Source organism: Reichenbachiella sp., assembly GCF_965233835.1.
Taxonomy (GTDB): Bacteria; Bacteroidota; Bacteroidia; order Cytophagales; family Cyclobacteriaceae; genus Reichenbachiella.
The window spans coordinates 113375-137500 of sequence record NZ_OZ247585.1 but is presented as its reverse complement, the minus strand read 5'-3'; the positions used below and the strand labels follow the sequence as shown (position 1 = coordinate 137500).

The window sequence follows — 24126 nt, the reverse complement described above, 5'->3', positions numbered from 1 at the left end:
GACTGTTTAACAAAAACACATGGCTTTGCGAAATCGAAAGATGATGTATAAGGCCTGACACCTGCCCGGTGCCGGAAGGTTAAGGGGGGGCGTTATTCCTTCGGGAAGAAGCGCTGAACTGAAGCCCCGGTAAACGGCGGCCGTAACTATAACGGTCCTAAGGTAGCGAAATTCCTTGTCGGGTAAGTTCCGACCTGCACGAATGGTGCAACGATCTGGGCACTGTCTCAGCCATGAGCTCGGTGAAATTGTAGTCGCGGTGAAGATGCCGCGTACCCGCAACGGGACGGAAAGACCCCATGAACCTTTACTATAGCTTCACATTGGTATTGGGTAAATGATGTGTAGGATAGCTGGGAGGCTTTGAAGCTGCGTCGCTAGGCGTGGTGGAGCCGTTGGTGAAATACCAGCCTTTATTTATCTGATGCCTAATCCGACTATGTCGGAGACATTGTGTGGTGGGTAGTTTGACTGGGGTGGTCGCCTCCAAAAGAGTAACGGAGGCTTTCAAAGGTACCCTCAGCACGTTTGGTAACCGTGCGTAGAGCGCAATAGCATAAGGGTGCTTGACTGTGAGGCCAACAAGCCGATCAGGTAGGAAACTAGGATATAGTGATCCGGTGGTTCCGTATGGAAGGGCCATCGCTCAAAGGATAAAAGGTACTCTGGGGATAACAGGCTGATCTCCCCCAAGAGCTCATATCGACGGGGAGGTTTGGCACCTCGATGTCGGCTCGTCACATCCTGGGGCTGGAGAAGGTCCCAAGGGTTGGGCTGTTCGCCCATTAAAGTGGCACGCGAGCTGGGTTCAGAACGTCGTGAGACAGTTCGGTCCCTATCTGTTGTGGGCGTAAGAAATTTGAGAGGCTCTGACTTTAGTACGAGAGGACCGAGTTGGACGAACCTCTGGTCTACCGGTTGTGGTGCCAACTGCACCGCCGGGTAGCTACGTTCGGTGAGGATAAGCGCTGAAAGCATCTAAGTGCGAAACCCTCCTCAAGATGAGATTTCTTTTAAAGGTCGTTAGAGACGATGACGTTGATAGGCTACAGGTGTAAAGGCAGTAATGTCAAAGCTGAGTAGTACTAATTACCTGTAAACTTTCTATAACAGTGTTCTGCACGTTCTTTCTTTCACAATATTCATGTCAAGCAAGCTTAGCTTGCCAGTATTGAGTAGTTATTACTTAGTATTGAGACTTTAAGAAATTATATGTTGGCAAAGGCCAGCATCAAGATTTTATGGTGATTATTGCGAGTGTGTCCACCTCTTCCCATTCCGAACAGAGCAGTTAAGCCACTCAGCGCCGATGGTACTACGGTAATACGCGGGAGAGTAGGTCGTCGCCAGTTTTTATCAAATAAACCCTGATTATTCATTTAGTCAGGGTTTTTTTATATGTGAAAACATGCACCGACACTGCGATAAGATGCTTCCTTGTTTGAACAAGAGTCATTCAACCATATGGTATGACTTTCGAAGGAGCTAGTGTCCGAAATTGAATCAATTTTATTTAAGGCGGTCTTCTGTTTGGGAAATTGTAAGGCTTTTATTCCCAATCATGTTAGAACCAATTTGTTGGTTGACGCAATCTCAAGCTGTTAATATCATTGGCCATAATGCGACATAAATCGCATATTATTCGTTAATTTGCCGGTTCTAAGGGGATGGATGTAGGTTCATCCTTTTTAATTTAATTCTATGAAGCCATTGGTGTTAAGGAGAAGGAATAAAAAGGCAAGATATAAACCCATTCTAAAGAGTACTCAGAATTGGCCAGTTATGCAGATGGCTAAGAAGAGGGATGAGTTTATTCAACTGGTAGTAGAGGAGAGCTTCGATAACATGATGTCGCTTGGTCGTGGACGCACATTGCGTGAGGAGATTGAGATGACAGCATTTCGTGAAAAGCAACGCGCAAAAAAACATCCATGGAAGGTCGACCCAAAGGATGATTTTGAGTTTTGGGATGGTGTTCAACAGCGAGTAGTTAAGCTGGATGGAATTCCGAAAAAGGAGCAAGACACCCATCTGAAAGAAGTCTTAAGAGAAATTATCAACCGTTATGGAAACGAAATAGCGGGTAACTTTAACCCATCACATTATCATGTTGCACGGACCTTGGTTACGCTTGGTTTTGGACGTCTGCTGAATGCTGCTCGCGTGAAAGGCCCATGGTCTCTGTTCAGTAATCAGCTGGATCTGGACGATAAGATACACATTAAAGGGCACGTTGATGAGCTGAGGAAACTAGCAAAATTGGGAACTGTGGTTATGGTTCCTACTCATTTCAGTAATATTGACTCGGTTCTCATTGGTTGGATTATTCAATTTCTAGGATTACCTCCTTTTATATATGGCGCTGGATTGAACCTGTTCAACCTTAAAGTATTTGCTTACTTTATGAATAGTGTGGGGGCATACAAGGTTGATCGTCGGAAGAAGAATTCAATATATTTAGAATGTCTTAAATCATATTCAACTATAGCACTTAGGGAGGGCTGTCATAGTCTGTTTTTCCCAGGGGGGACCAGGTCGAGAAGTGGAAAAATTGAAAAGGCATTAAAACTAGGTTTGTTGGGTACCACCATAGAGGCTCAAAGACAAATATTTCAATTTGAAGAAAATCCAGATGAAAAGAAGATTTTCATTGTACCAGTTACGTTGAACTATCACTTTGTACTGGAAGCTCCAAGCTTGATTAATGATTATTTGAAAAGCAAGGGCCAAGAGCGCTATTACGAGGAAAACGACGAATTTACCACGTCATTCAAGATTTCTAAGTTCTTAATGAAATTCTTTACCAGAGGCTCAGATATATCTGTAAGTATTGGAAATGCGCTGGATGTGCTTGGAAACGAGGTAGACATCAATGGAAAGAGCCTAGATAAGCATGGCAATGAAATAGATCTGAAAGACTATTTCAAATCGAATGGTGAGATTACAGAAGATGCTCAACGAGAGCAAGAGTACAATAGAATCCTTGGTAAGAAAATAGTTAAAGAATTTCACAGGCATAATAGGGTGTTTTCAAGTCATTTGGTTGCATTTACTGCGTTCAGAATGCTCGGTAGAAAACACCAAACCCTTGATCTATACGGATTACTTAGATTGTCTGATGATGAGTTAGTTATTAAGCATGATGATTTTAAAGCTGGCCTATCAAATTTGCTTGATGCATTAAAAGCCATGAGAGATGCTGGAGAAGTAGGCTTGGCAGATCACTTGAGTAGAGAAAAGGATGAAATTATCAAGCATGGAATAAAGAATTTAGGGATGTATCATGCGCAGCCACCATTAGGTTTCTCCAAACAAGGTGATGTAGTGATCCAGAATATGAACTTGCTGTATTATTATCACAATAGGCTAGACGGCTATGAGCTCGAAAAGTACCTCTGAAAAAATAGTAGGTGTAATCGGAGCGGGTAGTTTCGGTACTGCAATAGCCAATATGTTGGCAGAAAAGAGCCCCGTTCTACTTTACGTACGAGACAGAGAAAAAGCAGAAAAATTTACGAAATCAAGAAGTATAGGTTCTCAACCTTTATCCGAAAAAATTGAAATTACCAATGATATTTCAGCGGTAGGAAAACGATGTGAAATTATATTTCCGATCGTGCCTTCGGCCAATTTTAGACAAATGATACGGGATTTATCCCCGTTCTTAAAGCCTTATCATATATTAATTCATGGTACAAAAGGGCTTGATCTAACTATTGCAGAGGGCGATGAAATATCTAAAAAGAATCCACTCTCCAGAAAACATGTGAAAACGATGAGTGAAGTTATCCTTGAGGAAACTTCAGTACTCCGAGTCGGCTGTTTGGCGGGTCCCAATCTAGCCAAAGAAATAGAGGAAAAGCAGCCAGCGGCTACCGTGGTGGCAAGTCACTTTGAGGAAGTGATTGACCATGGTCAAAAGTTGCTAAAAAATGATAGATTTCTGGTGTATGGAAGCAATGACCTGATAGGGATCGAATTGTGTGGTGTGTTGAAAAATATCATCGCTATCGGTACAGGGATGCTCAGTGGCATGGGGCTAGGGGAAAACTCAAGAGCGATGCTGATCAGTCGGGGAATGGTTGAAATGGTCTATATCGGAAACGCTTTGGGAGGTAACACAAAAGCCTTTTTAGGCCTTGCTGGTGTGGGCGATTTGGTGGCAACCTGCAGTTCTAAACTCAGTCGAAATTTTACCGTGGGTTATCGCTTGGCGAAAGGTGAATCCCTGGACGAAATTATTCAGTCCATGGAAGAAGTTGCCGAAGGAGTGAATACTATCAAGATCATTGACCGGTTGGCTGAGAGCTACAATATTCGCGTTCCTATTACTGAAACACTTCACAATATTATAGAGGGAGAAATGAGTGTTCAGGAGGCTTATACGTACTTTATGAAGTTTCCTTTCAGGTCCGAAATCGATTTTATTTGATCGTCTGCATCGCTCTAATTCTCTTAAGAAGACTTGGGTGCGAGTAATTCATAAATTCATACCACGGGTGAGGCGTCAAATTCCCTAAACTATCGGATGTCAATTTTTTCAATGCAGTAATCAAAGGTTCTTTTTTATAAGTTTTTACCGCATAGGCATCAGCTTCATATTCATTTTTTCTGCTGAATAGATTCATAAAGATTCCGATCAGCGTCGAGATGGGAGAAAACAGAATAGCAAAGGCAAAAACGTTCAAATGCAAGGCGGTTACATTGCCACCTAGAGCCCAGGAAATTTCACTGCTAAATATAAATTTGGATAGCAACCAGAGCATAAATCCTGTTTGCAAAATACTCAGAATCATAGACCAGATGATATGTTTCTTTTTGAAATGACCCACTTCGTGAGCTAATACGCCTACCAACTCTTCATTCGAATGATTTTCAATTAATGTATCATACAGCACTACTTTTTTCTTCTTCCCTAAACCGGAAAAAAAGGCGTTTCCCTTTGAAGAGCGTTTAGACCCATCTATTACAAAAATATTATTGAGCGGAAAATTCACAGTTTGGCTATAATTCGTAATTGCTGTCTTTAGCTCTCCATCGTCCAACGGGCTTAGTTTATTGAAAAGAGGAATGATTAAGGAGGTATAAAACATATTGATGAAAACCATGAATGCGCTGATAGCGATCCAGAAATAGATCCAGAAATTTTCTTCAAAGAACATGACTAAAACTATAAACAAAGCAGTGATGATTCCTCCCACGATTATCGTGAGTACATAACCTTTGATTTTATCTAATATGTAAGTTTTTACTGTTGTTTTATTGAAACCATACTTTTCCTCAATGACGAAAGTTCCATATAGATCAAAGGGAATTCCTATCAAATCAGAAGCAAAATATACAACCCCAAAGAAATACAATGAAGTTAACGGTTCGACTGGGGCAACTCCTCTCAGATATTCATCCAGCCACCCAAACCCACCGAACCAAAGCACAATGAGCATCAGGACAAAACTAAGCGTAGAGCTGATTATAGAAAACCTAAAAACCTCAGCTTGATAGGCTTGAGACTTGATATACTTTTCTTCATCATAAATACCACTCAACTCACTTGGAATTGGTTGCTTCCGACTTTTATTATTCAGTAGGCCCAATACTTTATTTAATAAAAAATCGAAGGTTAAAATTCCGATAAGGAGATAGAGAATTGTTTGGTAATCCATGCGCATAGTTTTGCGCAAATCTAAGAATTTTGAGGAATTAGAAGATCATCGGAAGCGGACACTTCAGTTCTCTTACTGATCGCGATGGTTTACGAGGATCCCCCCATTTGAAGCTGTAGATAAGCGATACTTCATGAGCTCCGCCACTTTGGATACCTAAATTTGATAAGGTGTAATCGAAACTATAGCCTAGTGTAAACTTCTTTTGAGTAACTCCAAACATGAAAATTAGAGACTCATTATTGGAACCGCCCCCTTCTGGTGATTTGATCGGTATGCCTCTATACCAAAGACCAAATATTACCGGGTCCCAAGTGAAGTACAGGCCTAGATCCAGTTGGTTGAACTCTCCTTGTGCTCGATAGTTGAAGGTCGGAGATAAGCTTCTCCTTGCACCAGATACGGTTTCACCCCTTGAGTATCCAGTATTTAGAGGAATCATATACCCGCCATGAATAGAAAGTTTTTGAGGTAACGGGCTTTCATCACCTAAGAAGGATTGATTGGGCTCACGAATGTGATGCATGGATACGCCGAGCCAGGTCCTGGCCGAATAGACTACCCCTCCCAAAGCAATATCAAAATAGTTTACCTTCCAGTCTGTATTAAATTGTTCGGCACTTGGGTTTCCCGTCACTCCATTATTGTCTAGCTGATCCCCAAATACCAGTTTATTGAAGTTTACATTTCTGGAAGTATAGGAAACCTGAAATGCAGGCCTGAATACCCATTTGTAATTTACATTGACTTGATAGGCATATTGAAGAGCAATTTCATTGGATTGAAGGCCAACTAATCCTTCCTTGTCATTGACAAAAAGGAGGCCAACACTACTATTCTTTTCATCAAAGTTATTGTCTACATAAAGGGAGAAAGTCTCGAAATTGGCATCTATCGAAGGCCATTGATTTCTATAATTGAGGCCGGCACGGCCTTCTTGTGTGATTCCGGCCAGTGCTGGGTTCAGATACAATGGAGCCGAGTAATACTGCGAAAACTGAGGGTCTTGAGCCCAGCTCTTGTTAGTATTAAGCAGTGAAGCCATTATTAGTAAGACTAATGAAATTCTTTGCATCTGTTTGTTTAAATCAGGCTTATGCCTCTAAATAGAATCGTTGCAAAATATAAAATATTGTCCCAAATGAGAAATCAATTATTTTTTGTTGGGTTATATGCATTGAAATATATTTTGTCACCGTTAGTATTAGTAATTGAGTTATTTTTAGCCTTTGATTACCATACTCCTCATTTAATTAAAAAGGACAGTTAAAGATTTGAGAACCCTTATCGAAACGATTAACGTGGTGAAACGGAAAAACGTCCCTCTATGGGTCACATTTTTTATATTCATTTCTGCCAGCCTTTCTATTCAAGCACAAAACTATTCAGAATATAATTGGTTGTTTGGTAATTCTACGACAACTATTACATTCAATAAGTCTGACGCAAGGGCTCAACTCGACACTTTGCAGTTTGTTCCCTATGGTACCGGAGGGGGTATGGTCATCTCTGACCCCGTTACGGGCAATCTTTTGTTTTATTCCGATGGAGAGAATGTTTACGATGCAAACCATGATTTAGTGCCTAATGGTGCAGCCTTGGGTGGTGATGCCAGCATTAATCGAGCTGCTTCTGTAATGCCTATGCCCTATACGGATGGGGAATATTACATATTTACCAACCCAGGTGGAAGTGGGCCAGAGATTTTGTATACCGTAGCTGATAGAAATTTAGTAGGAAATGCCGCCGGAGGAGAGCCACCACTAGGTGATGTAGATGGAGCTAGGAAAAATATAGGCACTGGATTGACCAATCCATCTGAAGCCATGATAGTTATTCAAAGAGATATTGATAACTATTGGATAATTACCAATGACAGATCAAATTTCGACTATCAGGTACTTGAAATCAATAACGGCATACTAGGACCTATTCAGGTATTTGATCTCAACGATGTATCTGCTCCGGACTTTGAAGCAGCATCTTTCGCTTATGATGCGAATAATTCGATTTTGGCGGTAGCCCCAAAAGATGCTAATAGAAATGTGACACTTTATGATTTTGACCTGGTTACAGGTGCGCTTACACTTAATACTGCTATACTTAACACTGGAAATGCAGATTTCGGTACCGAAGCAGTTTATGATATTGAGTGGTCATCTAGCGGTAACAATCTTTATATCTCCAGACACGGAGGTGCTGGAACGGTAGCGGACCTTTACCAGTACAATCTGGCTGATCCATTGAATACTGTAAATTCCATTCTTTTCCAACCGGTTTTTAGAAGTTATGGAGTTCAAAGAGGCCCCGATAATAATATTTATCACTTGTATCAACAGACCAGCGCAACTGCTATAGAATTAGGAGTTATTCTGGAAGCCGACAGTATTTATAATGCGGACAGTACCTTTTTTAATGTAGGCTATGATAGCTTGGCTTTCGAACCGTCTGGTATCAGTGGCACGCAATTCCCACACTTTCCTGCACCACACTTTGAAACCTTTGACTCCGTTGGCTTTGCCTATCTGGATACCTGTGCACTCAGAACCACCAAATTCTTTTCAAACGTTGAGCCTCCAGCACAAACGTACACCTGGGACATGGGTGACGGGTTTACCACCAACGCTATAAATCCGGTACATACTTATCAAGCATCGGGTGTTTATTCCGTTTCTCTAACTGTAGAGTTGAATGGAATTACAGAAACCTACGCACGCTCTGTATCTATTGTTGATAACGATTTACAGATTGATTTGGGTATGGATACGGTGAGATGTGTAGGAGAGATATTTACCTATGATGCCGGCCCAGGAGGAGAATGGTATTATTGGAATACAGGAGAATTTACACAGTCGATCAATGTGGATACCACGGGTTTATTTTCTGTGGCTGTAAAAAGTGCCGCCACAGGCTGTATTAATTATGATTATGTCAAGGTGGATACTTATGAGGACACCAATATCTTTAGAAATCAATGGTATTTTGGTGAAAACGCAGGAATAGATTTTAATCCACCAGCGACTTCAGCCATCACAGATGCTAATTTGATGAGTTCTGCTCAGGGAGCCTCTTCCGTATCTGACCTCAATGGAGATGTGCTGTTCTATACCAATGGGGAAACCATCTGGAACAAGAATCATCGTGTAATGGATAATGGGGATAATATTGGAGGAGACCCTAATTCTAGTCAAGGAGTAATGATCGTGCCACTTCCTCAAGACAGTTCCATTTATTATGTTTTTGCGTCCGATCCCGTTTATGGCGATTTCACGTACGACATGAAATATGCTGTAGTGGATATGAGACAAGATACGGCACAAGGGGAGGTTATTGTTAAGGATGCTTCACTTTTCACGAACAGTACAGAAAGAATAGCTGCCTTTGGGTTGGGGCAAGGTTTTACCTGGTTGGTTACACATGAATTCGGAAACAATCAATTCAGGTCTTACCCGATCACACCGAATGGAATTGGGGCGCCTATTACCTCATCTGCGGGAAGTGCCATGCGATTTGATGAAGAAAAGACAGGAAAGGCCCAAATGAAGTATGCTGCGGCTGGAGGAGTTATTGCCGTTGCTTTTCAGGATGAAACCGAAAATTTTGTTGAGCTATTCAGTGTGGCAGATAGCACGGGGCAAATTTCAGGTTTGGTCAAAATAGACATCGAAGAACCAACTCCGGCTTTGGTCTATGGTATTGAATTTTCATCCAGTTTACAACGGTTGTATGTCAGCACCAATGGAGGTTCTGGATCAACACTTTTGCAGTATGATTTGGATAGCTTATATGCCCCTACGGCTAAAGCGGATATAGAAGCAACCAAATTTACATTGGGCACGAGTGCGCTGCAATATGGTGCCTTGCAAACAGGCTCAGATGGAATCATATATATGGCAGTAGATGGCCAAACAGCAGTTGGTCAAATAAATAGTCCCAATAGCGATGACGCGGCGGCATCATTCAGCGAAAATGGCTTCGATCTGATGGGACGAACCAGTAGATTAGGACTTCCTAATTTTGTACAGGAGCTCCCATTGAGCTCTCAAAACCCAGGGATAGCCTATTCGAATCCTTGCTTGGGACTAGAGACAGTTTTTGATGGGACAGGAACTTCTATTATTGATGAGTTTTTCTGGTCATTTGATGATGGTACTTCAGCTGCCGTCGAAGACACTACTCATATTTATAATTTGTCAGGAACCTATAATGTTAGCTTGCAGGTAACTAACCGTTGCGGCTTGGATACAACGTTTGTCGAACCCGTAGAAATTTTCCCAATTCCTGCTGAACCTACCTTGTTGGATGCCATGGCACTCTGTAATGGACCTTTGACTTTGGAAGCCTGGCCAGTGGACACCGCTGACTTTTCTTATACTTGGTCAACTGGAGAAACAACCCGTACCATTACAGTTGATGAGCCTGCCTTGATTTCTGTTTTTATCACAAACTCTGATGGCTGTCAATCGGACCCCAGAGAGTCATTCATAGATGACACCAGACCAGAAGTTGACCTTGGTACTGATCAAACGATATGTCAGGATGTGGCTTTTGCTGATTTAGATGCACTCAACCCAGGGTCTACCTATTTATGGACCCTCAACGGATCAGCTAATGGCAATGTATTGCGTACGCAGGAAGTAGATACCTCCGTTCCAGGAGTATACGTCTATGAAGTGACCGTAGAAGATATTTTGAATTGTGTAACTACCGATGATGTGGCTTTTACCATTGTAAACAATCCTGAATTTACTACGGTTGGTGGTACAACCACAGGATGCGGAAATAATGATGGAACGATTGATATAGACGTAACAGAAACCGGAAGCTTCAACTATACAGTTACCGGGCCTTCAACCATTGGTACAACGGCATTATCGGGGCCGGCTTTGATCACTACGCCCAATACTCTTAACCCGGGGGGCTACTCAATAGCCGTTACCAATACGCTTACCGGGTGTTCCCTTAGTCAGGTAGCCACCGTAGACGATGCAGGGGCAGGATTTACGATTGACAATTATGTACCTACACCAGATTGCCCTGGAGATGGGTTACTTACTTTTGAGTTGGCTGGACCAGCGCCTGCTAGCGTGAACTATGAGTTGTTTGATGAATTCGGTAGTTCCGTGGTAAGTGCACCTGCCTCTCCGACTCCTACGTTTCCTGTCAATAACCTGGATTCGGGGACCTATTCGATTACGGTAGTAGAGTTGATTAGTGGTTTGAGCTGTACACAAACTCTAGATAACATTGTTTTAGCTGGCAGCCCCTTAGCCGAATATGCGACCACACCTCAGAATATTTGTGGCACGGAAGGTGAAATTAGTATCTACCCCACTACGGTAGATCCTGCCATTACTTACACATGGAGTGGTCCAGGAGTAGTTGGATCCTCATTGGGAGAAACTATTACGGTTTCCGCTGGTGGGAATTATTCGGTCACTTCTTCTGGAGGCGGCTATTGCGAGGTTACCGAGACTGTCAATGTTGTTCAGAGTCCTGCGCCAATTGTTGAGATTTTAGAAGAAGGTCAGGAGTGTGAAAGTTCTCTGATTCTATTTGCGAATGTTACCAATGGATTGGTTGGCAATGGCGGTTATCAATGGGATAATGGGGCCAACGGCTCCAGGCGAGGGATTACCTCTTCAGGTACTTATGAGGTCTTGGTACTGGATCAGGGCACAGGTTGTACCGGTACCACAACCAGCGATGTGAACGTATATAGCGAATTGACAGTATTTGCTGCAGCATCACCCAATTGTGACAACAACGAAGAAGTATTCATCACGGCCTATTCAAATATTACAGAGGACGTCACATTTACCTGGACGGGGCCGACTGGCGAAACATTGGAAAATCAGAATGCCGAGATATCCGTAGGAGAAAGCGGCACCTATTCCATTCATGTGGGTTCGGACGTAAGTACCTGTGAAGCAAATGCCTCTTTAAGTATTCTGGTAGTTCCTATTACTGATGATCAATTATTACTGAGTGATAGAGAAATGATCTGCAGCGAGGATCCCGACCCCACGAACAATTCAGTTGACTTGGATCCAGGTCAGTTTAGTACCTATGAATGGACGATCATCAACGATGATGTTCTAATTTCTACTGATAGAGTATTGAATGCCAATGAAGGGGGCATATATGAAGTAACTTTGAGTAATGGTTTTACCTGCATTCGTGATGCAGTAGAAGTCATCGATGATTGTCTGCCCAAAGTGTACGCACCCAATGCATTTACCCCTGACACATCACCAGGTTTCAACGATGAGTTTTTTGTCTATCCTAATCCCTATGTAGACAACTTTGAAATTAAAATCTATTCTCGTTGGGGTGAACTCGTCTTTCAATCTGAAGATATTGGTTTCCGGTGGGATGGTACCTATCGAGGAAAGATTCTTAAAATAGATAGTTACATCTATGTGATGCGTTTTACCAGTTCATTAATGCCTGAATTAGGAGAGATAGAGCAGCGGGGTGGCGTGGCATTATTGAGATAAATACTGACACTAGTTTTTCGGCACGATAAATGATAAATTGTATTTAGAACAATTTAAAAAACGATGAAAAAGTATTTAATTATTTCTTTGTTGACAGTGTTTGCCTTTGGTATATCAGCTTATACCTATGTGGATTTGAAGCTCTTACCCACCACTTTGAAGGTGTTGGTTTTGGATGAACTTGGAAATCCTGTGGAAGGAGCCGAAGTGTCTCTTTTTAAGACAGAAGAAGATTATCGTGCAGCAGAAAACTTATTGGTGAAGAAGACTACTGATAAAGATGGCGAAGTGGTGTTTAAGAAATTAGAGGTAATGAGCTATTTTGTGCATGCGGACTTTGACGGTAAAACCAATGTAGGTGGTGGTGTGCAAACAGAAGAATTAGTAGAAGGCCGTATCAATAAGGTCAATACGATAGTACAATAATTATGAATCGAGACTGGCTCCGATCCGAGATAGAAAAATATCAAACTGTCTATCAGGAAGAGGAAAAATACAAAGGCAGGTTTTTGGACCTGCTTTTTTTTGACAACTGCTTTGAACGTTCATTGCTTTCTGGTCATGTTACGGCATCAGCCTGGGTGCTCACATCAGATTATAAACAAGTCGCTTTATTGCATCATAAAAAGCTTGATCGATGGCTCCAGCCCGGAGGACATGCCGACGGAGACGAAAATGTGCAACGCGTAGCTTTGAAGGAGCTGGAAGAGGAGACAGGTATAACGGATGTTAGACTTATTGGCGATTCTTTTTTTGATATTGATATTCATAACATACCACTAAGAAAGGATGTGCCCGAGCATGATCACTTTGATATCAGATTTGCTTTTGTAGCTCAACGTCCTGATCAGTTGAAGAAAAATGATGAATCTAACGAAGTGGCTTGGATAGCCATAGATGGATTGGAGCAATTTGTTGGTAACGATGCTTCTGTGTTGAGAATGAAAGAAAAAACCCTGAAGTTTTGATGCAAATCACGGACGATCTCCACCGAACTATTTCCATTGAAAATCCGCTGCGGATTATTTCTTTAGTGCCTTCCTTGACAGAGCTGCTGTTTGACCTTGGTTTGGAGGATCGTATAGTTGGAGTTACCAAGTTTTGTATTCATCCTACACGTGCTCAGCAGGTAGCTGCGAAAATAGGGGGTACGAAAAAATTCAATTTTGATCAAATCGAAGCACTGAAACCGGATTTGATTATTGCCAATAAAGAAGAAAACTACAAGGAGGGTATCGAACAGCTATGCAAGGACTATCCAGTGTATATCTCAGATATCTTTGACTTGAAGGATTCGCTAAAGACTATTCAAAATATTGGATGGATGACCGATAGTGTTTCCAAATCGAAACAACTAGTGGAAAAAATTCAACAAGGCTTTGAAGATGTAAAAGACAAATTGGAAGGTAATGTACTTTACCTCATTTGGCAGAATCCAGTCATGGTGGCAGCATCCAATAATTTTATTGATTTTCTATTGCAGTGGTTAGGTTTGGAGAATGCCGTTGGGCATTTGGAAAGATATCCCGAACTAGATGAGGACATGATGAAAAATCTTTCACCTGATTATGTTTTCCTTTCTTCAGAACCTTACCCTTTTAAGGAAAAACACATTCAAAAATATCAAGACCTATTTCCTAATGCCGAAGTACTTTTGGTAGATGGTGAAATGTTTAGCTGGTATGGAAGTCGCCTGGTTCATTCACCGAAATATTTTATGAGCTTACCCGTTTCCAGACGTCGTTAGTCGATTCTCCTCATTTTTTTGATTGCCCCTGTGGGGGTAAAATTTCTTTTGGTTTCCCTGAGTGTATAAAAAACACAAAGGATATGAACTCATATAAAAGCAACTCAAAATTAATTTTAATACTCACGCTGCTATTGGCAGTATTTGAATCTCAAGGTCAAAACACAGAGAATTCATCGGGCACAGAAGTCAAAGAAAGGCCCTTTCAAATTTCGTTCGTGCCCGGATTTGGCACCAGCAAGGGACCGAAAGAAGGGTACACCAATCAGTTTTCAATAAACATCCTTGCTGGTTACGAACATAGCTTTGATGGTGCCGAATTTGGGATATTGTACAACATCAACAAAACCAATATAGCAGGCGCTCAGTTCTCAGGATTTGGAAATACCGTGGGTGGAAATGTGAAGGGAGCACAATTCAGTGGATTCTTAAATACGGTGAATGGTAAAGTCAGGGGAATGCAATACGCTGGTTTTTTGAATGTCACCGCGCAAGAGGTGCAGGGAGCGCAGTTTGCAGGCTATATGAATTTGGCCGATAGTATCAATGGCGTACAGGGCGCAGGATTGCTCAATGTCAGCAAAAAAAGTATCAAAGGTGCTCAATTGGCTGGTTTGGGAAACTGGGCACAGAATGTACAAGGTGTTCAAATTGGAGGTTTGTTCAATAGAGCCAAACATGTGCACGGCACTCAAATCGGGCTGATCAATATTGCAGATACCGTGGAGCGCGGTGTAACAGTAGGTTTGATCAATATTGTCAAAAAAGGAAAACTTCAGTTTGCATTGGAGCACAATGAAGTGATCGATTTCAATATTGCGTTTCGTTCAGGAACTAACCGACTCTACAGTGTGCTGTTCGTGGGTTCACAGGCCAAGAAAGATGATTACCTATGGACTTATGGGGGTGGTTTTGGTACGGAGTTTAAGCTGAAGAAGAACTGGAACTCCAGTGTGGAGTTGACTACTCAAAGCATCAATCCGGAAGGCGATCATTATGATGAAATTAATCTGCTGAACCGGCTTAGCTGGAACTTCGGATATCAGTTTGCCAATCACCTGGCGTTCTCTGCCGGCCCGGTGCTGAATATCTATGTCACCGAGGTCTATGATCAGGAATCCGGCCGATATGGCAACGATATAGATATGGGATCATTCTACAACGAGACCTTCTCAGGCACCAATGTAAAAATGTGGGTGGGCTACAATGTGTCCATCAAGTTCTAAGACGACTGTAAGATTTTAGGTTTATTGATTGTGACCAATGGTACCGAGGTGCCATTGGTTTTTTCGGGCTGGATTACTAATTATTAAACGTTTATAAATCTTTATAAACGTTTAATAAAATGCCTATTTCATAGCAGTTAATGGATACTTATAAGCTTTATCCTCACAATTGATATATTTGGGAGATAGATAATGGGCATTATACAATCGTAGAGCGAATTGAACCAATGAAAATAACAATAGTTGAGATTCTTACAATTACTCTTCCAGCCATTCTAGGATTCTTGTTTAGTAGACTCTTGGATAAGGTTCGGTCTTCTTCGATTCAACTGCAAAAAAGAGTTTCTATAACAACAATTGCGAAATCATATAAAGATGATTTCTGGGGTGACATTCAAATTTTACATAATAATGAAGCAATTGACCATCTGCATATGGTCACCATTGAACTGTTTAACTTTTCTAAAAAAGATGTAGATGATCTCACAATTCAAGTTGCAGTTGGCGAACAAAACAAAATAGTATCAAGTCATGCTATCAATACAGATACTCGGGTTGAACTAACTAATTCTGACGCCTTTAATCAACTAATTACGCAGGAAAATTGGGAGTTTATCTCTTCAAACCGAGAATATCAAGCCAAAGTATTAAATCGAGGAACTCATCTTCAGTTTCAACTTTTGATCGAATCAACCAATGAAGAACTCAATCAAAATGAAATAATAATTGCGATAGAGAAAAAAGGAGTTAAAACCATCTCCTACAAAAACATTAGCGCTGAATTAGGTGGGCAGTGGGCATTAGTTTTCGGATTCCTTTTTACCAGCTTGGTTGCATTAGCAACTTATCAATTCTACCCTGAAGAAGGAATTCCTATTCTTATTGTTGGAATAGCTGGAGCTTTAAACCTGCTAATTGGCTTTGTTATTTACTACTCAATTATTGGATGGAGGCACTGGAACGATGAGGATGGCGAATGAACCTAAAGTAGCTCTATCATGTGCTATAATGGGATTTCAGTGGTCAGGGTAGTGTTTTGGAGATTGAAAAGTCCGCCATAAACAATGAATTTTAATCAAGAAGTGACTATGTTATAGACGAGAGATTAGTGCTCCTGATAGCTATCGAGACTAACCCCCACTTATCATAGCTGGTCGTAATCAAAACCACCGCTTCACCACACCCTCCACACAAGCCTCGGCTGATCCTTTCTTATTTCTAAACCATAGCTCTGGTTCGATTAGTTCTAGTTCGGAGACACAGAGATCGCCTTCGTTATCCCAGATGAAGTCTACACGAGCCTGAAGCGGAATAGGGTCACAGACGGACACTACACGTTCTGCAAAAGCAATTTCTTCTGGTGAAGGGTTGTAGGCATGTACCGTGCCTCCAAAGTCATCTTGTACACGGAAGTCACCAGCCTTGGCTTTTTTGAGCACTGCATGAGAATATTCGCCGTCAAATACCATCAAGGTCAGCTCTCCTTTCTCTACCACATTGTGCTGAAACTCTTGCAACAGCATGGCTTCGTTTTGAATCAATTCACCAAAGGTGCCGGAGACTTCTATGAGTTTTTGTTCGGTGAGTTTGTAGGTGTGTCTGCCACCGCCGGAGATGGCCGGTTTCAAGATGGGATTCGTCCAGCCAGAGCTTTGTACAATTTCTTCAAGTGAGCGACTGTCCCCTTTGGCGATAAAAATCGTAGGAGGGATTTTGATACCGCGCGCATCAAGATCTTTGAGGTAGTGCTTGTCTACATTCCACTTGATGGTATCACAATCATTGATCAGGTGAGTTTGGTCTTTCACTCGATCCAACCAAGCCTGAAATTGCTCAAACTTACCGTCCTCATAGATGTCCCAGGTGGTGCGAATCATGGCACACTTTGTAGAAGTCCAGTCAAAGTCTGGATTGTCCCAATTGGTTTTGAATACTTTAAGACCTTTTTGCTCGAAAGCATCAAAAAGTAATCGGTCTTCCAATACCACATTGTCAGCATACTGATCCGGTGGGTTGTCAACTGTAAATCTGGAGTCTGTGAGTAAAACAATGTCGTATGTGGCCATGCTATTTTTTGATGCCAAAATAGTAAAAATCTACGCACAGATGTTGCCGTCCATGAAATAATCGAGAACTTTGATAGTTATAAACACACATAGGAATATTAGGAGATAAAATATTCATATTTTTGCATCTTAAAACAACACAATCGTAATTCACCGTATCATGCAGCTATCGATATTCAGAAAAAACATCTTATCCTTTGTCCTTGTTTTGGCCGTGACTGGTGCCACACAAGGTCAGCAAAATATTCAGGAGCAATTTGATCAGTTTTATAGCAACGAGACTTCCACTTGGCAGGAGTATAAACTGGTGAAAATGCCAAAACTCAAGAACTTCTGGAAGGTGGTGGCCGACACCATCAAAGTAAAAGAAGGAAAAATAGCCTCGGCACGAGAAGAAGTAAAATCTCTGGAAGGACAATTATCCGCGGTCAACCAAGAACTAGCACAAACACAAACTTCTCTGGCTGCCAGTGAAGAGCTCAATGACTCTATTGCCTTTATTGGGATCAACATGAGCAAGTCCGCTTACAACACTTTTGTGTGGCTCATTATCCTCATACTCATTGTGGGAATTGTTGGCTTATATTTGATCTATTTGAGAAACAACAAAATCACGCGAGAGGCTAGAAAGATGTTGGCCAAGGTAGAAGAAGAGTACACCGCTCATCAGGAAAAAGCACGAGAGAATCAAACCAAACTAAAAAGAGAATTGCAGACGGCATTGAATACTTTGCAAGAGCACAGAATTAAAATTTAATTCTGAAAGATAATTCACCAGTGTAAGCCTCATTCGCGATCGGATGGGGCTTTTTTGTTTGTGAAATGTGGGTTCCAATCTGCTTTAAATAATTCTAAGGTGCACCCAAATCATTTCTCTAGGAGAGCACGAATTTTATACCTAAATTTCTACCTATTCCAAACCGAAAAATGAAACTCATGATCAGATCAATCGCTCTATTTATCCTTTGCATTCTTTCTACGCAGGTTCTGGCTCAGCAGACCACTTCGGCTTCGGATAGAATGAATAACAAAACTCTGAAAAAGGAGATGTTAAAACGTTCGTTACTCAAGGACATTCCTTTTCGAAATGTGGGGCCAACAATTATGAGTGGGCGAGTGACGGATTTGGCCGTCAACCCGAAAGACCCTTTGCATTTTTATGTGGCCTACGCTTCTGGAGGGCTCTGGGAAACTAAAAATGGCGGTACCAGTTACGAACCATTGTTTGACGACCAAATGGCAATGTCTATCGGCGATATCGCAGTCAACTGGAAAACGAAGACCATATATGTAGGTACGGGAGAAAACAACTCCAGCCGATCCAGTTATTCAGGTATGGGTATTTTCAAATCCACAAACAACGGAAAGACCTGGACTCACTTAGGACTGACCGACACGCAGCATATCGGTAGAATCATCTTACACCCTACCAATGATCAAATCCTGTGGGTAGCGGCTGTGGGGCACTTATATTCTGACAATGAGGAGAGAGGAATATATAAATCTAATAACGGTGGACGTTCCTGGGCTAAGACGCTATTTGTGGATAATAAAACAGGAGCCATCGATTTGGTAGTTGACCCATCCAACCCGAATATCTTATATGCTTCGATGTGGCAACGTGACCGTAAGGCCTGGAATTTTGATGGTTCGGGTGTGGGTAGCGGTATTTACAAATCATCAGATGGCGGTCAGCATTGGGAAGAGATCGGTGGAGGTAATTCAGGCTTTCCAGATACTGATGGAACAGGTAGAATTGGCTTAGCCATCTACCCTAAGAATTCTAAGGTGCTCTATGCCATTTTAGATAATCAAGATAGAAGACCAGAAGAAAAAGAAGAAACTCTATCTGAAGGCCTGACCAAAACTCAAATCAAGGCAATGGATAAGGCTACTTTTTTGGCACTCGACGATTCGTTGCTCAATGATTATCTTAGAGACAATGGATTTCCAAAAAGGTATGATTTTGCGGAGGTGAAACGCGTGGTGAAATCTGGAGAAGCCAGACCTGCCGAGGTTGCTACTTATTTCGACGATGCCAATGCACAACTATTCAATACACCGGTCATAGGAATGGAACTGTACCGATCTGATGATTCAGGTGCTACCTGGAAGAAAACACATGCGGACTTCATTGACAATATGTTCTACTCTTATGGTTATTACTTTGGTGAGGTTCGGGTATCGGCCACCAATCCAGACCAAGTGTATGCATTGGGTGTACCAATTATCAAATCAGAGGATGGGGGAAAAACCTGGAATGACATTGGTGGCGACAATCAGCACGGTGATCATCAGGCTTTATATGTCGACCCATCGGGTTCAGGCTACTTAATTAGCGGAAATGATGGAGGAGTAAATATCTCCTACGACGATGGTAAAACTTGGTCGAAAAGCAATCCACATGCCGTGGGGCAGTTTTACGATATCAATTTTGATATGGCTGAACCTTACAATATTTATGGAGGCCTGCAAGACAATGGTGTCTGGTGGGGTCCAAGCAATTACGAATTTTCTACAGGCTGGCAGATGTCTGGTAAGTACCCGTGGCAGATCCTGATGTGGGGCGACGGCATGCAGACAGAAGTGGATACGAGAGACAACAATACGGTGTATACCGGTTATCAATTTGGACATTATTATAGAATAGATAAAACGACTGGGGAAGACAAGAAAATCACCCCGATGCACGATTTGGGGCAGAAGCCCTATCGTTGGAATTGGGAAGCGCCGATCCACCTGTCCAGACACAATCAGGATGTAGTGTATATGGGATCGAATAGGCTGCACAAATCCACCAACCAAGGGGATGACTTTGGAAAACCGACCAAAGATCTAACCAAGGGAGGCAAGGATGGCAATGTGAGTTATGGAACTTTGACCACCATTGTCGAATCTCCGATGAAAGAAGGATTGATTTATATAGGCACTGATGATGGCGTAGTACAAGTATCGCAGGATGGCGGAGACACCTGGACGATGATCGATCCGAATCTGACCAAAGATTATTGGGTGAGTAGTATTGCCCCTTCTCAGTTTAAGGAAGGTCGCGTGTACCTGACCTTAAATGGTTATCGAAATGATGATTTTAGTCCGCTGGTATATGTATCCGAAAACTATGGAAAGCTCTGGCGTGACTTGGGTGCTTCGCTACCAAAAGAGGCAGTAAATGTAATTGCCGAAGATCCGGTAAAAGAGGAGGTACTTTATGTAGGCACAGATCATGGCGCTTATGCTTCTATTGATCGTGGCAATACTTTTATGACACTTGGTGGTGGTTTGCCCAATGTAGCTGTGCATGACTTGGCTGTACACCCAAGAGAGAACGAACTGATTGTGGGTACGCATGGAAGGTCGGTGTACGTAGGCAAGGTAAAGGCCATCCAAAGCCTGATCGAATTAGAAAAAAAAGAGACACTAAAAATACTGTCTATCGAAGAATTGAAATTCAGCAAGAGCTGGGGAGATTATCAATATGGTAGTCAGTGGTATGGCTACAATGAACCCGCTTGTGAGCTGGTGATCTATAGTGAGTCATCAAGCAAAGCCCAGTTTAAGGTGATGGATGGAGAGCGCACCATGTATGTAACGAATACCGACCTCAACTCAGGGCTTAACTTTTATACCTATGATCTCTCTCGATCTGGCGATGCGGCAGAAGACGGTACACCTCCTGCAAAAAATGGGAAAGTCTATTTAGAGGCGGGAGAATATGCCGTACAATTCAATGTAGAAGGAAAGGTTGTGAATGAAAAGCTGGTGGTGAAGGAATAATTATTAAGCAAGACTCAAGCTTTGATCAATATGGGTGCGTGATGCTCGGGTAGTGGTTCTAGGTCGTCCATATTCACGTAGTGAACCTTGATCATGGAAGATACTTCTATAGATACAAAATCAAATTCGTCTACCACTTTTCCTTTGATTTCATAAACCCCTTTGCCTCTAAAGGGGTATTGACGTAGTGAAGGAGGGAAATGTACCGTGTCTATAAAATCACCCGCCTGATCAATGAAAGTCCCGAAACTCATGTTTTTATTGTTTGATGTTCTGGTCTGTTTGCGAGTCACCATATAGCCCAGCATCGTCACCATTTTGTTTTTGTGTTTAGGCATTTCTTTTACGAGAATAATATCTGAAGCTGCATATTCATTAACCAAACTGAACGGGTCTTGAAGCGGAAAATGTAAAATCTCCATTTCATCAAATCCATCTTCTCTGGGGTCATGATGAAGGGATGGTAATTTGTATTTTTTCACTCTGCTCTGAAAAAGCGTGGGCGTGGTGTGTTTATCACTCTTTGATAACAATAGATGTGCCTGCCATAGTAGTTTTTTCTTGTTTGAATCTATGGTCTTAAATGCCCCAACCCTAATCAGTATTTTAAGTTGCTCCAGAGAGATCGTAACATAGTTGGTGAATTGTTCCAAACTTTGAAATGGGCCATAATCTTCTCGTTTATATAGAATTTCTATAACGGTTTCTTTTTCTAATTCTTTCACAATATGAAAGCCCAAGTGAATGATTTTTCCGCTTATTGTGGTTTCGCTTCGAGAGGTATTGATGCATGGAGCTTCAATGTTTGCACCATGCATGCGTGCTTCATGTACGTAAAGGTCGATACCATAAAAACCCCCTCCATTGTTAATCACACTTACCAAATACTCTAGCGGATAATGGGCTTTCAGATAGAGACATTGATAACTTTCGATAGCATAAGAAGCCGAATGCCCTTTAGCGAAAGCGTACCCTGCAAAACTCATAATCTGATACCAGACGTCGTGAGTGAGTTTTTCATCATGCCCCATTTTTTTACAGCTGATAAAAAATTGCTTTTCTACTTCCTTGAATTCGTCACGAGATCGGTATTTGCCAGACATGCCTCGGCGTAGTCTGTCGGCTTCGCCTAAAGTGAGCCCCGCAAAATAATGAGCTACTTTGATCACATCTTCTTGATACACCATCACACCAAAGGTTTCGGGCATGAGTTCAGCCAATATAGGGTGTGCGTCCTTTCTCCTTTCGGGAATTCGAAAACGCAAGATGTATTCTCTCATCATGCCCGATTTGGCCACTCCCGGCCGGATGACCGAACTGGCTGCCACCAGTCCCAAATAGTGATCAGCTCGTAGCTTTTTGAGGAGCATACGCATGGCGGGAGATTCTACATAAAAACAGCCAATGGCTTTTCCATTACGAAGTAGGTCTTTTACTTTTTCGTCTTCAAAAAATCGTTTGGTATCATGAATGTCTACCTCAGGATCGTTGGGGTTGTTGTCCTTGATGATGGTCAAGGCATCCTTGATTTTACCCAAGCCACGCTGACTCAAAATGTCGAATTTGAACAGTCCGGCATCTTCCGCTTCTACCATGTCGAAATGAGTGATAGGAAATCCCTTTGGGGGCATACTGGTAGCGGTGAAGTGGTAAATAGGCTTTTCTGAAATGATAATACCACTGGCATGCACACTCAAGTGGCTGGGAATGCTGTCCATTAAGAAAGCGTATTTCAAAACTGAGCGAGCGAGGCCGTCATAATTTTTAATAGCAACGTTCAAATTGTCACGATCTATGGAAGATAACCTGCTAATTTCGTGAGGAGGCAGCCCACATACCTTGCCCAGCTCACGTACGGCAGCCTTGAATTTGAAAGTGTTGTAGGTAGCCAGTAGACATACATGGTCATAGCCAAATCTTTCGAAAATGTATCTGGTAATATCATCCCGGTCGCGCCATGAAAAATCTATATCGAAGTCCGGAGGGTTTTTTCGATATAGATTGATGAACCGCTCAAAGTATAAGTCCAATTCGATGGGATCTACATCGGTGATACGTAGCAGATAGGCTACGATACTGTTGGCACCACTGCCTCTGCCCACATAGAAATATTCTTTCTTTAGTGCATAATTGATAATGTCCCAATTCACCAGAAAGTAGGAGACGAAACCTTTTTGTTTGATGAGCTGAAGTTCAGAAGCCAACCTTCGATATATTCTATAGTCAGGATTAGGGTACCGATAAGACAAACCCTCTAAGCACTTGCTCCTAATGAGTTGATAATCTTCTTCGCCTGACCCCATGTAGGTTTGAATGTTTTTGTGAGGGTATTGGTCACCAAACTCAAAGTGGATAGAACAATTATGAATGATCTGTTCTGTATTTTGAATGAGTTCAGGTATGTCTTTGTAAATATCTAATAGCTCAGATTTTGAATACAATGAGTCTGAGGGCACACCTTCCTCCTCTTTGGACAACTTACTGAGCAAGGTGTTCTTGTCAATCGCTCGCAGCAAACGATGTATGTTAAAATCGCGCTGATGTCTAAAAGTAGCTGTAGGAAGCATGACCAACTTGTCTAGTTGATTTTTCCATTTGGAAAAGGGGACTTTCAGCCTTTCGTGTGACGCAACACCAATGTACTCATGAGGGGTCAGCCGATGTGTAGGGTGAGAGCTGAAGGGATAGATCACATAAACATTTTTGAAGTTAGGAGCTTGGCCAGAGATTTCGGTTTTATGTTGAAGGTATTTTGATAAGAAAATATTGATCTCCTGAAAACCGTCATTGTTTTTGGCAATAGCCACAAAACGCTGGGTAGTGCCCTCGCGAAAATCTACGCCTACGATGGGTTGAATGTCATATTTTGGAGCGTCCCTGATAAAGCGCATACAGCCTGCCGTGCTGTTGATGTCGGTGAGCGCAAAAGAGTCCATGCCATTTTTTCTAGCCTCTTCCAGTAACTCATCGGTGGACATTACACCGTATTTGAAACTGAAATAAGAATGCGTATTGAGGTACATTGTATCAATGTTTGTCTGATGATTTTAAAAAACACTTTGTTTTATGTCCTCAAGCCGGACAGGCTCTTACTTTCTGTCTTGAAACAGAAAGTAAGCAAAGAGTTCAAGAAAATTTTAAAACCTTTAC

General features: G+C 41.9%; 14 protein-coding genes and 2 rRNA genes (1 of these 16 running past the window's edge). 12 read left to right on the top strand and 4 right to left on the bottom strand.

The features are described 5' to 3' along the window. The 4 genes from ACO6S2_RS00580 to ACO6S2_RS00565 form a co-directional block, all read left to right on the top strand. Positions 1-1109: ribosomal RNA gene (locus ACO6S2_RS00580) — 23S ribosomal RNA — on the top strand (it extends 1775 nt beyond the left edge of the window). A 131-nt stretch (positions 1110-1240) separates the two neighbouring features. Continuing rightward, positions 1241-1352: ribosomal RNA gene (rrf, locus tag ACO6S2_RS00575) — 5S ribosomal RNA — on the top strand. Positions 1353-1701: 349 nt separating this feature from the next. Then, a complete protein-coding gene (locus ACO6S2_RS00570; protein ID WP_422360572.1) occupies positions 1702-3399 on the top strand; it encodes a 1-acyl-sn-glycerol-3-phosphate acyltransferase in 1698 nt (565 codons plus the stop codon). Next, positions 3377-4432 carry an NAD(P)H-dependent glycerol-3-phosphate dehydrogenase gene (locus ACO6S2_RS00565; RefSeq protein ID WP_422360571.1) on the top strand — a complete coding sequence of 352 codons (1056 nt, stop codon included), beginning with the start codon at positions 3377-3379 and terminating at the stop codon, positions 4430-4432. Before ACO6S2_RS00570 ends, ACO6S2_RS00565 begins: the two co-directional genes overlap by 23 nt. On the opposite strand, the gene ACO6S2_RS00560 is transcribed toward ACO6S2_RS00565, so the two are convergent. Together ACO6S2_RS00560 and ACO6S2_RS00555 are read right to left on the bottom strand one after the other, a co-directional pair. Beyond that, on the bottom strand, positions 4425-5663 hold the full coding sequence (locus ACO6S2_RS00560) for a M48 family metallopeptidase (RefSeq protein ID WP_422360570.1): 1239 nt from the start codon (positions 5661-5663) through the stop codon (positions 4425-4427). The genes ACO6S2_RS00565 and ACO6S2_RS00560 overlap by 8 nt on opposite strands. Positions 5664-5700: 37 nt before the next feature. Further along, positions 5701-6738 (bottom strand): type IX secretion system membrane protein PorP/SprF, encoded by a 1038-nt coding sequence (locus ACO6S2_RS00555; protein ID WP_422360569.1) that lies wholly within the window; start codon positions 6736-6738, stop codon positions 5701-5703. Between the two features lie 229 nt (positions 6739-6967). Here ACO6S2_RS00555 and ACO6S2_RS00550 point away from each other — a divergent pair, with 229 nt between their 5' ends. The 6 genes from ACO6S2_RS00550 (at position 6968) to ACO6S2_RS00525 (ending at position 16116) form a co-directional block, all read left to right on the top strand. After that, positions 6968-12163: a PKD domain-containing protein gene (locus ACO6S2_RS00550; RefSeq protein WP_422360568.1), complete on the top strand. Its 5196-nt coding sequence runs from the start codon at positions 6968-6970 to the stop codon at positions 12161-12163. Between the two features lie 63 nt (positions 12164-12226). Next, the gene (locus tag ACO6S2_RS00545; protein ID WP_422360567.1) at positions 12227-12589 is read left to right on the top strand and encodes a carboxypeptidase-like regulatory domain-containing protein; all 363 of its coding nucleotides are present in this window, start codon (positions 12227-12229) and stop codon (positions 12587-12589) included. Between the two features lie 2 nt (positions 12590-12591). After that, positions 12592-13131, top strand: a complete 540-nt coding sequence (locus ACO6S2_RS00540; protein WP_422360566.1) for an NUDIX hydrolase — start codon at positions 12592-12594, stop codon at positions 13129-13131. After that, the gene (locus ACO6S2_RS00535) at positions 13131-13910 is read left to right on the top strand and encodes an ABC transporter substrate-binding protein (protein ID WP_422360565.1); all 780 of its coding nucleotides are present in this window, start codon (positions 13131-13133) and stop codon (positions 13908-13910) included. Before ACO6S2_RS00540 ends, ACO6S2_RS00535 begins: the two co-directional genes overlap by 1 nt. Before the next feature lie 83 nt (positions 13911-13993). Continuing rightward, positions 13994-15136: a hypothetical protein gene (locus ACO6S2_RS00530; protein WP_422360564.1), complete on the top strand. Its 1143-nt coding sequence runs from the start codon at positions 13994-13996 to the stop codon at positions 15134-15136. 227 nt (positions 15137-15363) lie between these two features. Beyond that, a complete protein-coding gene (locus ACO6S2_RS00525; RefSeq protein WP_422360563.1) occupies positions 15364-16116 on the top strand; it encodes a hypothetical protein in 753 nt (250 codons plus the stop codon). Between the two features lie 180 nt (positions 16117-16296). Here the strand turns inward: ACO6S2_RS00525 and ACO6S2_RS00520 are convergent, their stop codons facing one another. Beyond that, complete coding sequence (locus ACO6S2_RS00520) at positions 16297-17202, bottom strand: ATP-grasp domain-containing protein (protein WP_422360562.1); 906 nt, start codon at positions 17200-17202, stop codon at positions 16297-16299. 160 nt (positions 17203-17362) lie between these two features. Between ACO6S2_RS00520 and ACO6S2_RS00515 the strand changes: the two genes are divergently transcribed. Next, entirely contained in the window at positions 17363-17959 is a 597-nt protein-coding gene (locus tag ACO6S2_RS00515; RefSeq protein ID WP_422360561.1) for a hypothetical protein, read from the top strand. A gap of 179 nt (positions 17960-18138) precedes the next feature. Next, on the top strand, positions 18139-20976 hold the full coding sequence (locus ACO6S2_RS00510) for a WD40/YVTN/BNR-like repeat-containing protein (RefSeq protein ID WP_422360560.1): 2838 nt from the start codon (positions 18139-18141) through the stop codon (positions 20974-20976). Between the two features lie 14 nt (positions 20977-20990). On the opposite strand, the gene ACO6S2_RS00505 is transcribed toward ACO6S2_RS00510, so the two are convergent. Beyond that, positions 20991-23999 (bottom strand): DNA polymerase III subunit alpha, encoded by a 3009-nt coding sequence (locus ACO6S2_RS00505; protein ID WP_422360559.1) that lies wholly within the window; start codon positions 23997-23999, stop codon positions 20991-20993. Between the last annotated feature and the right edge of the window lie 127 nt (positions 24000-24126).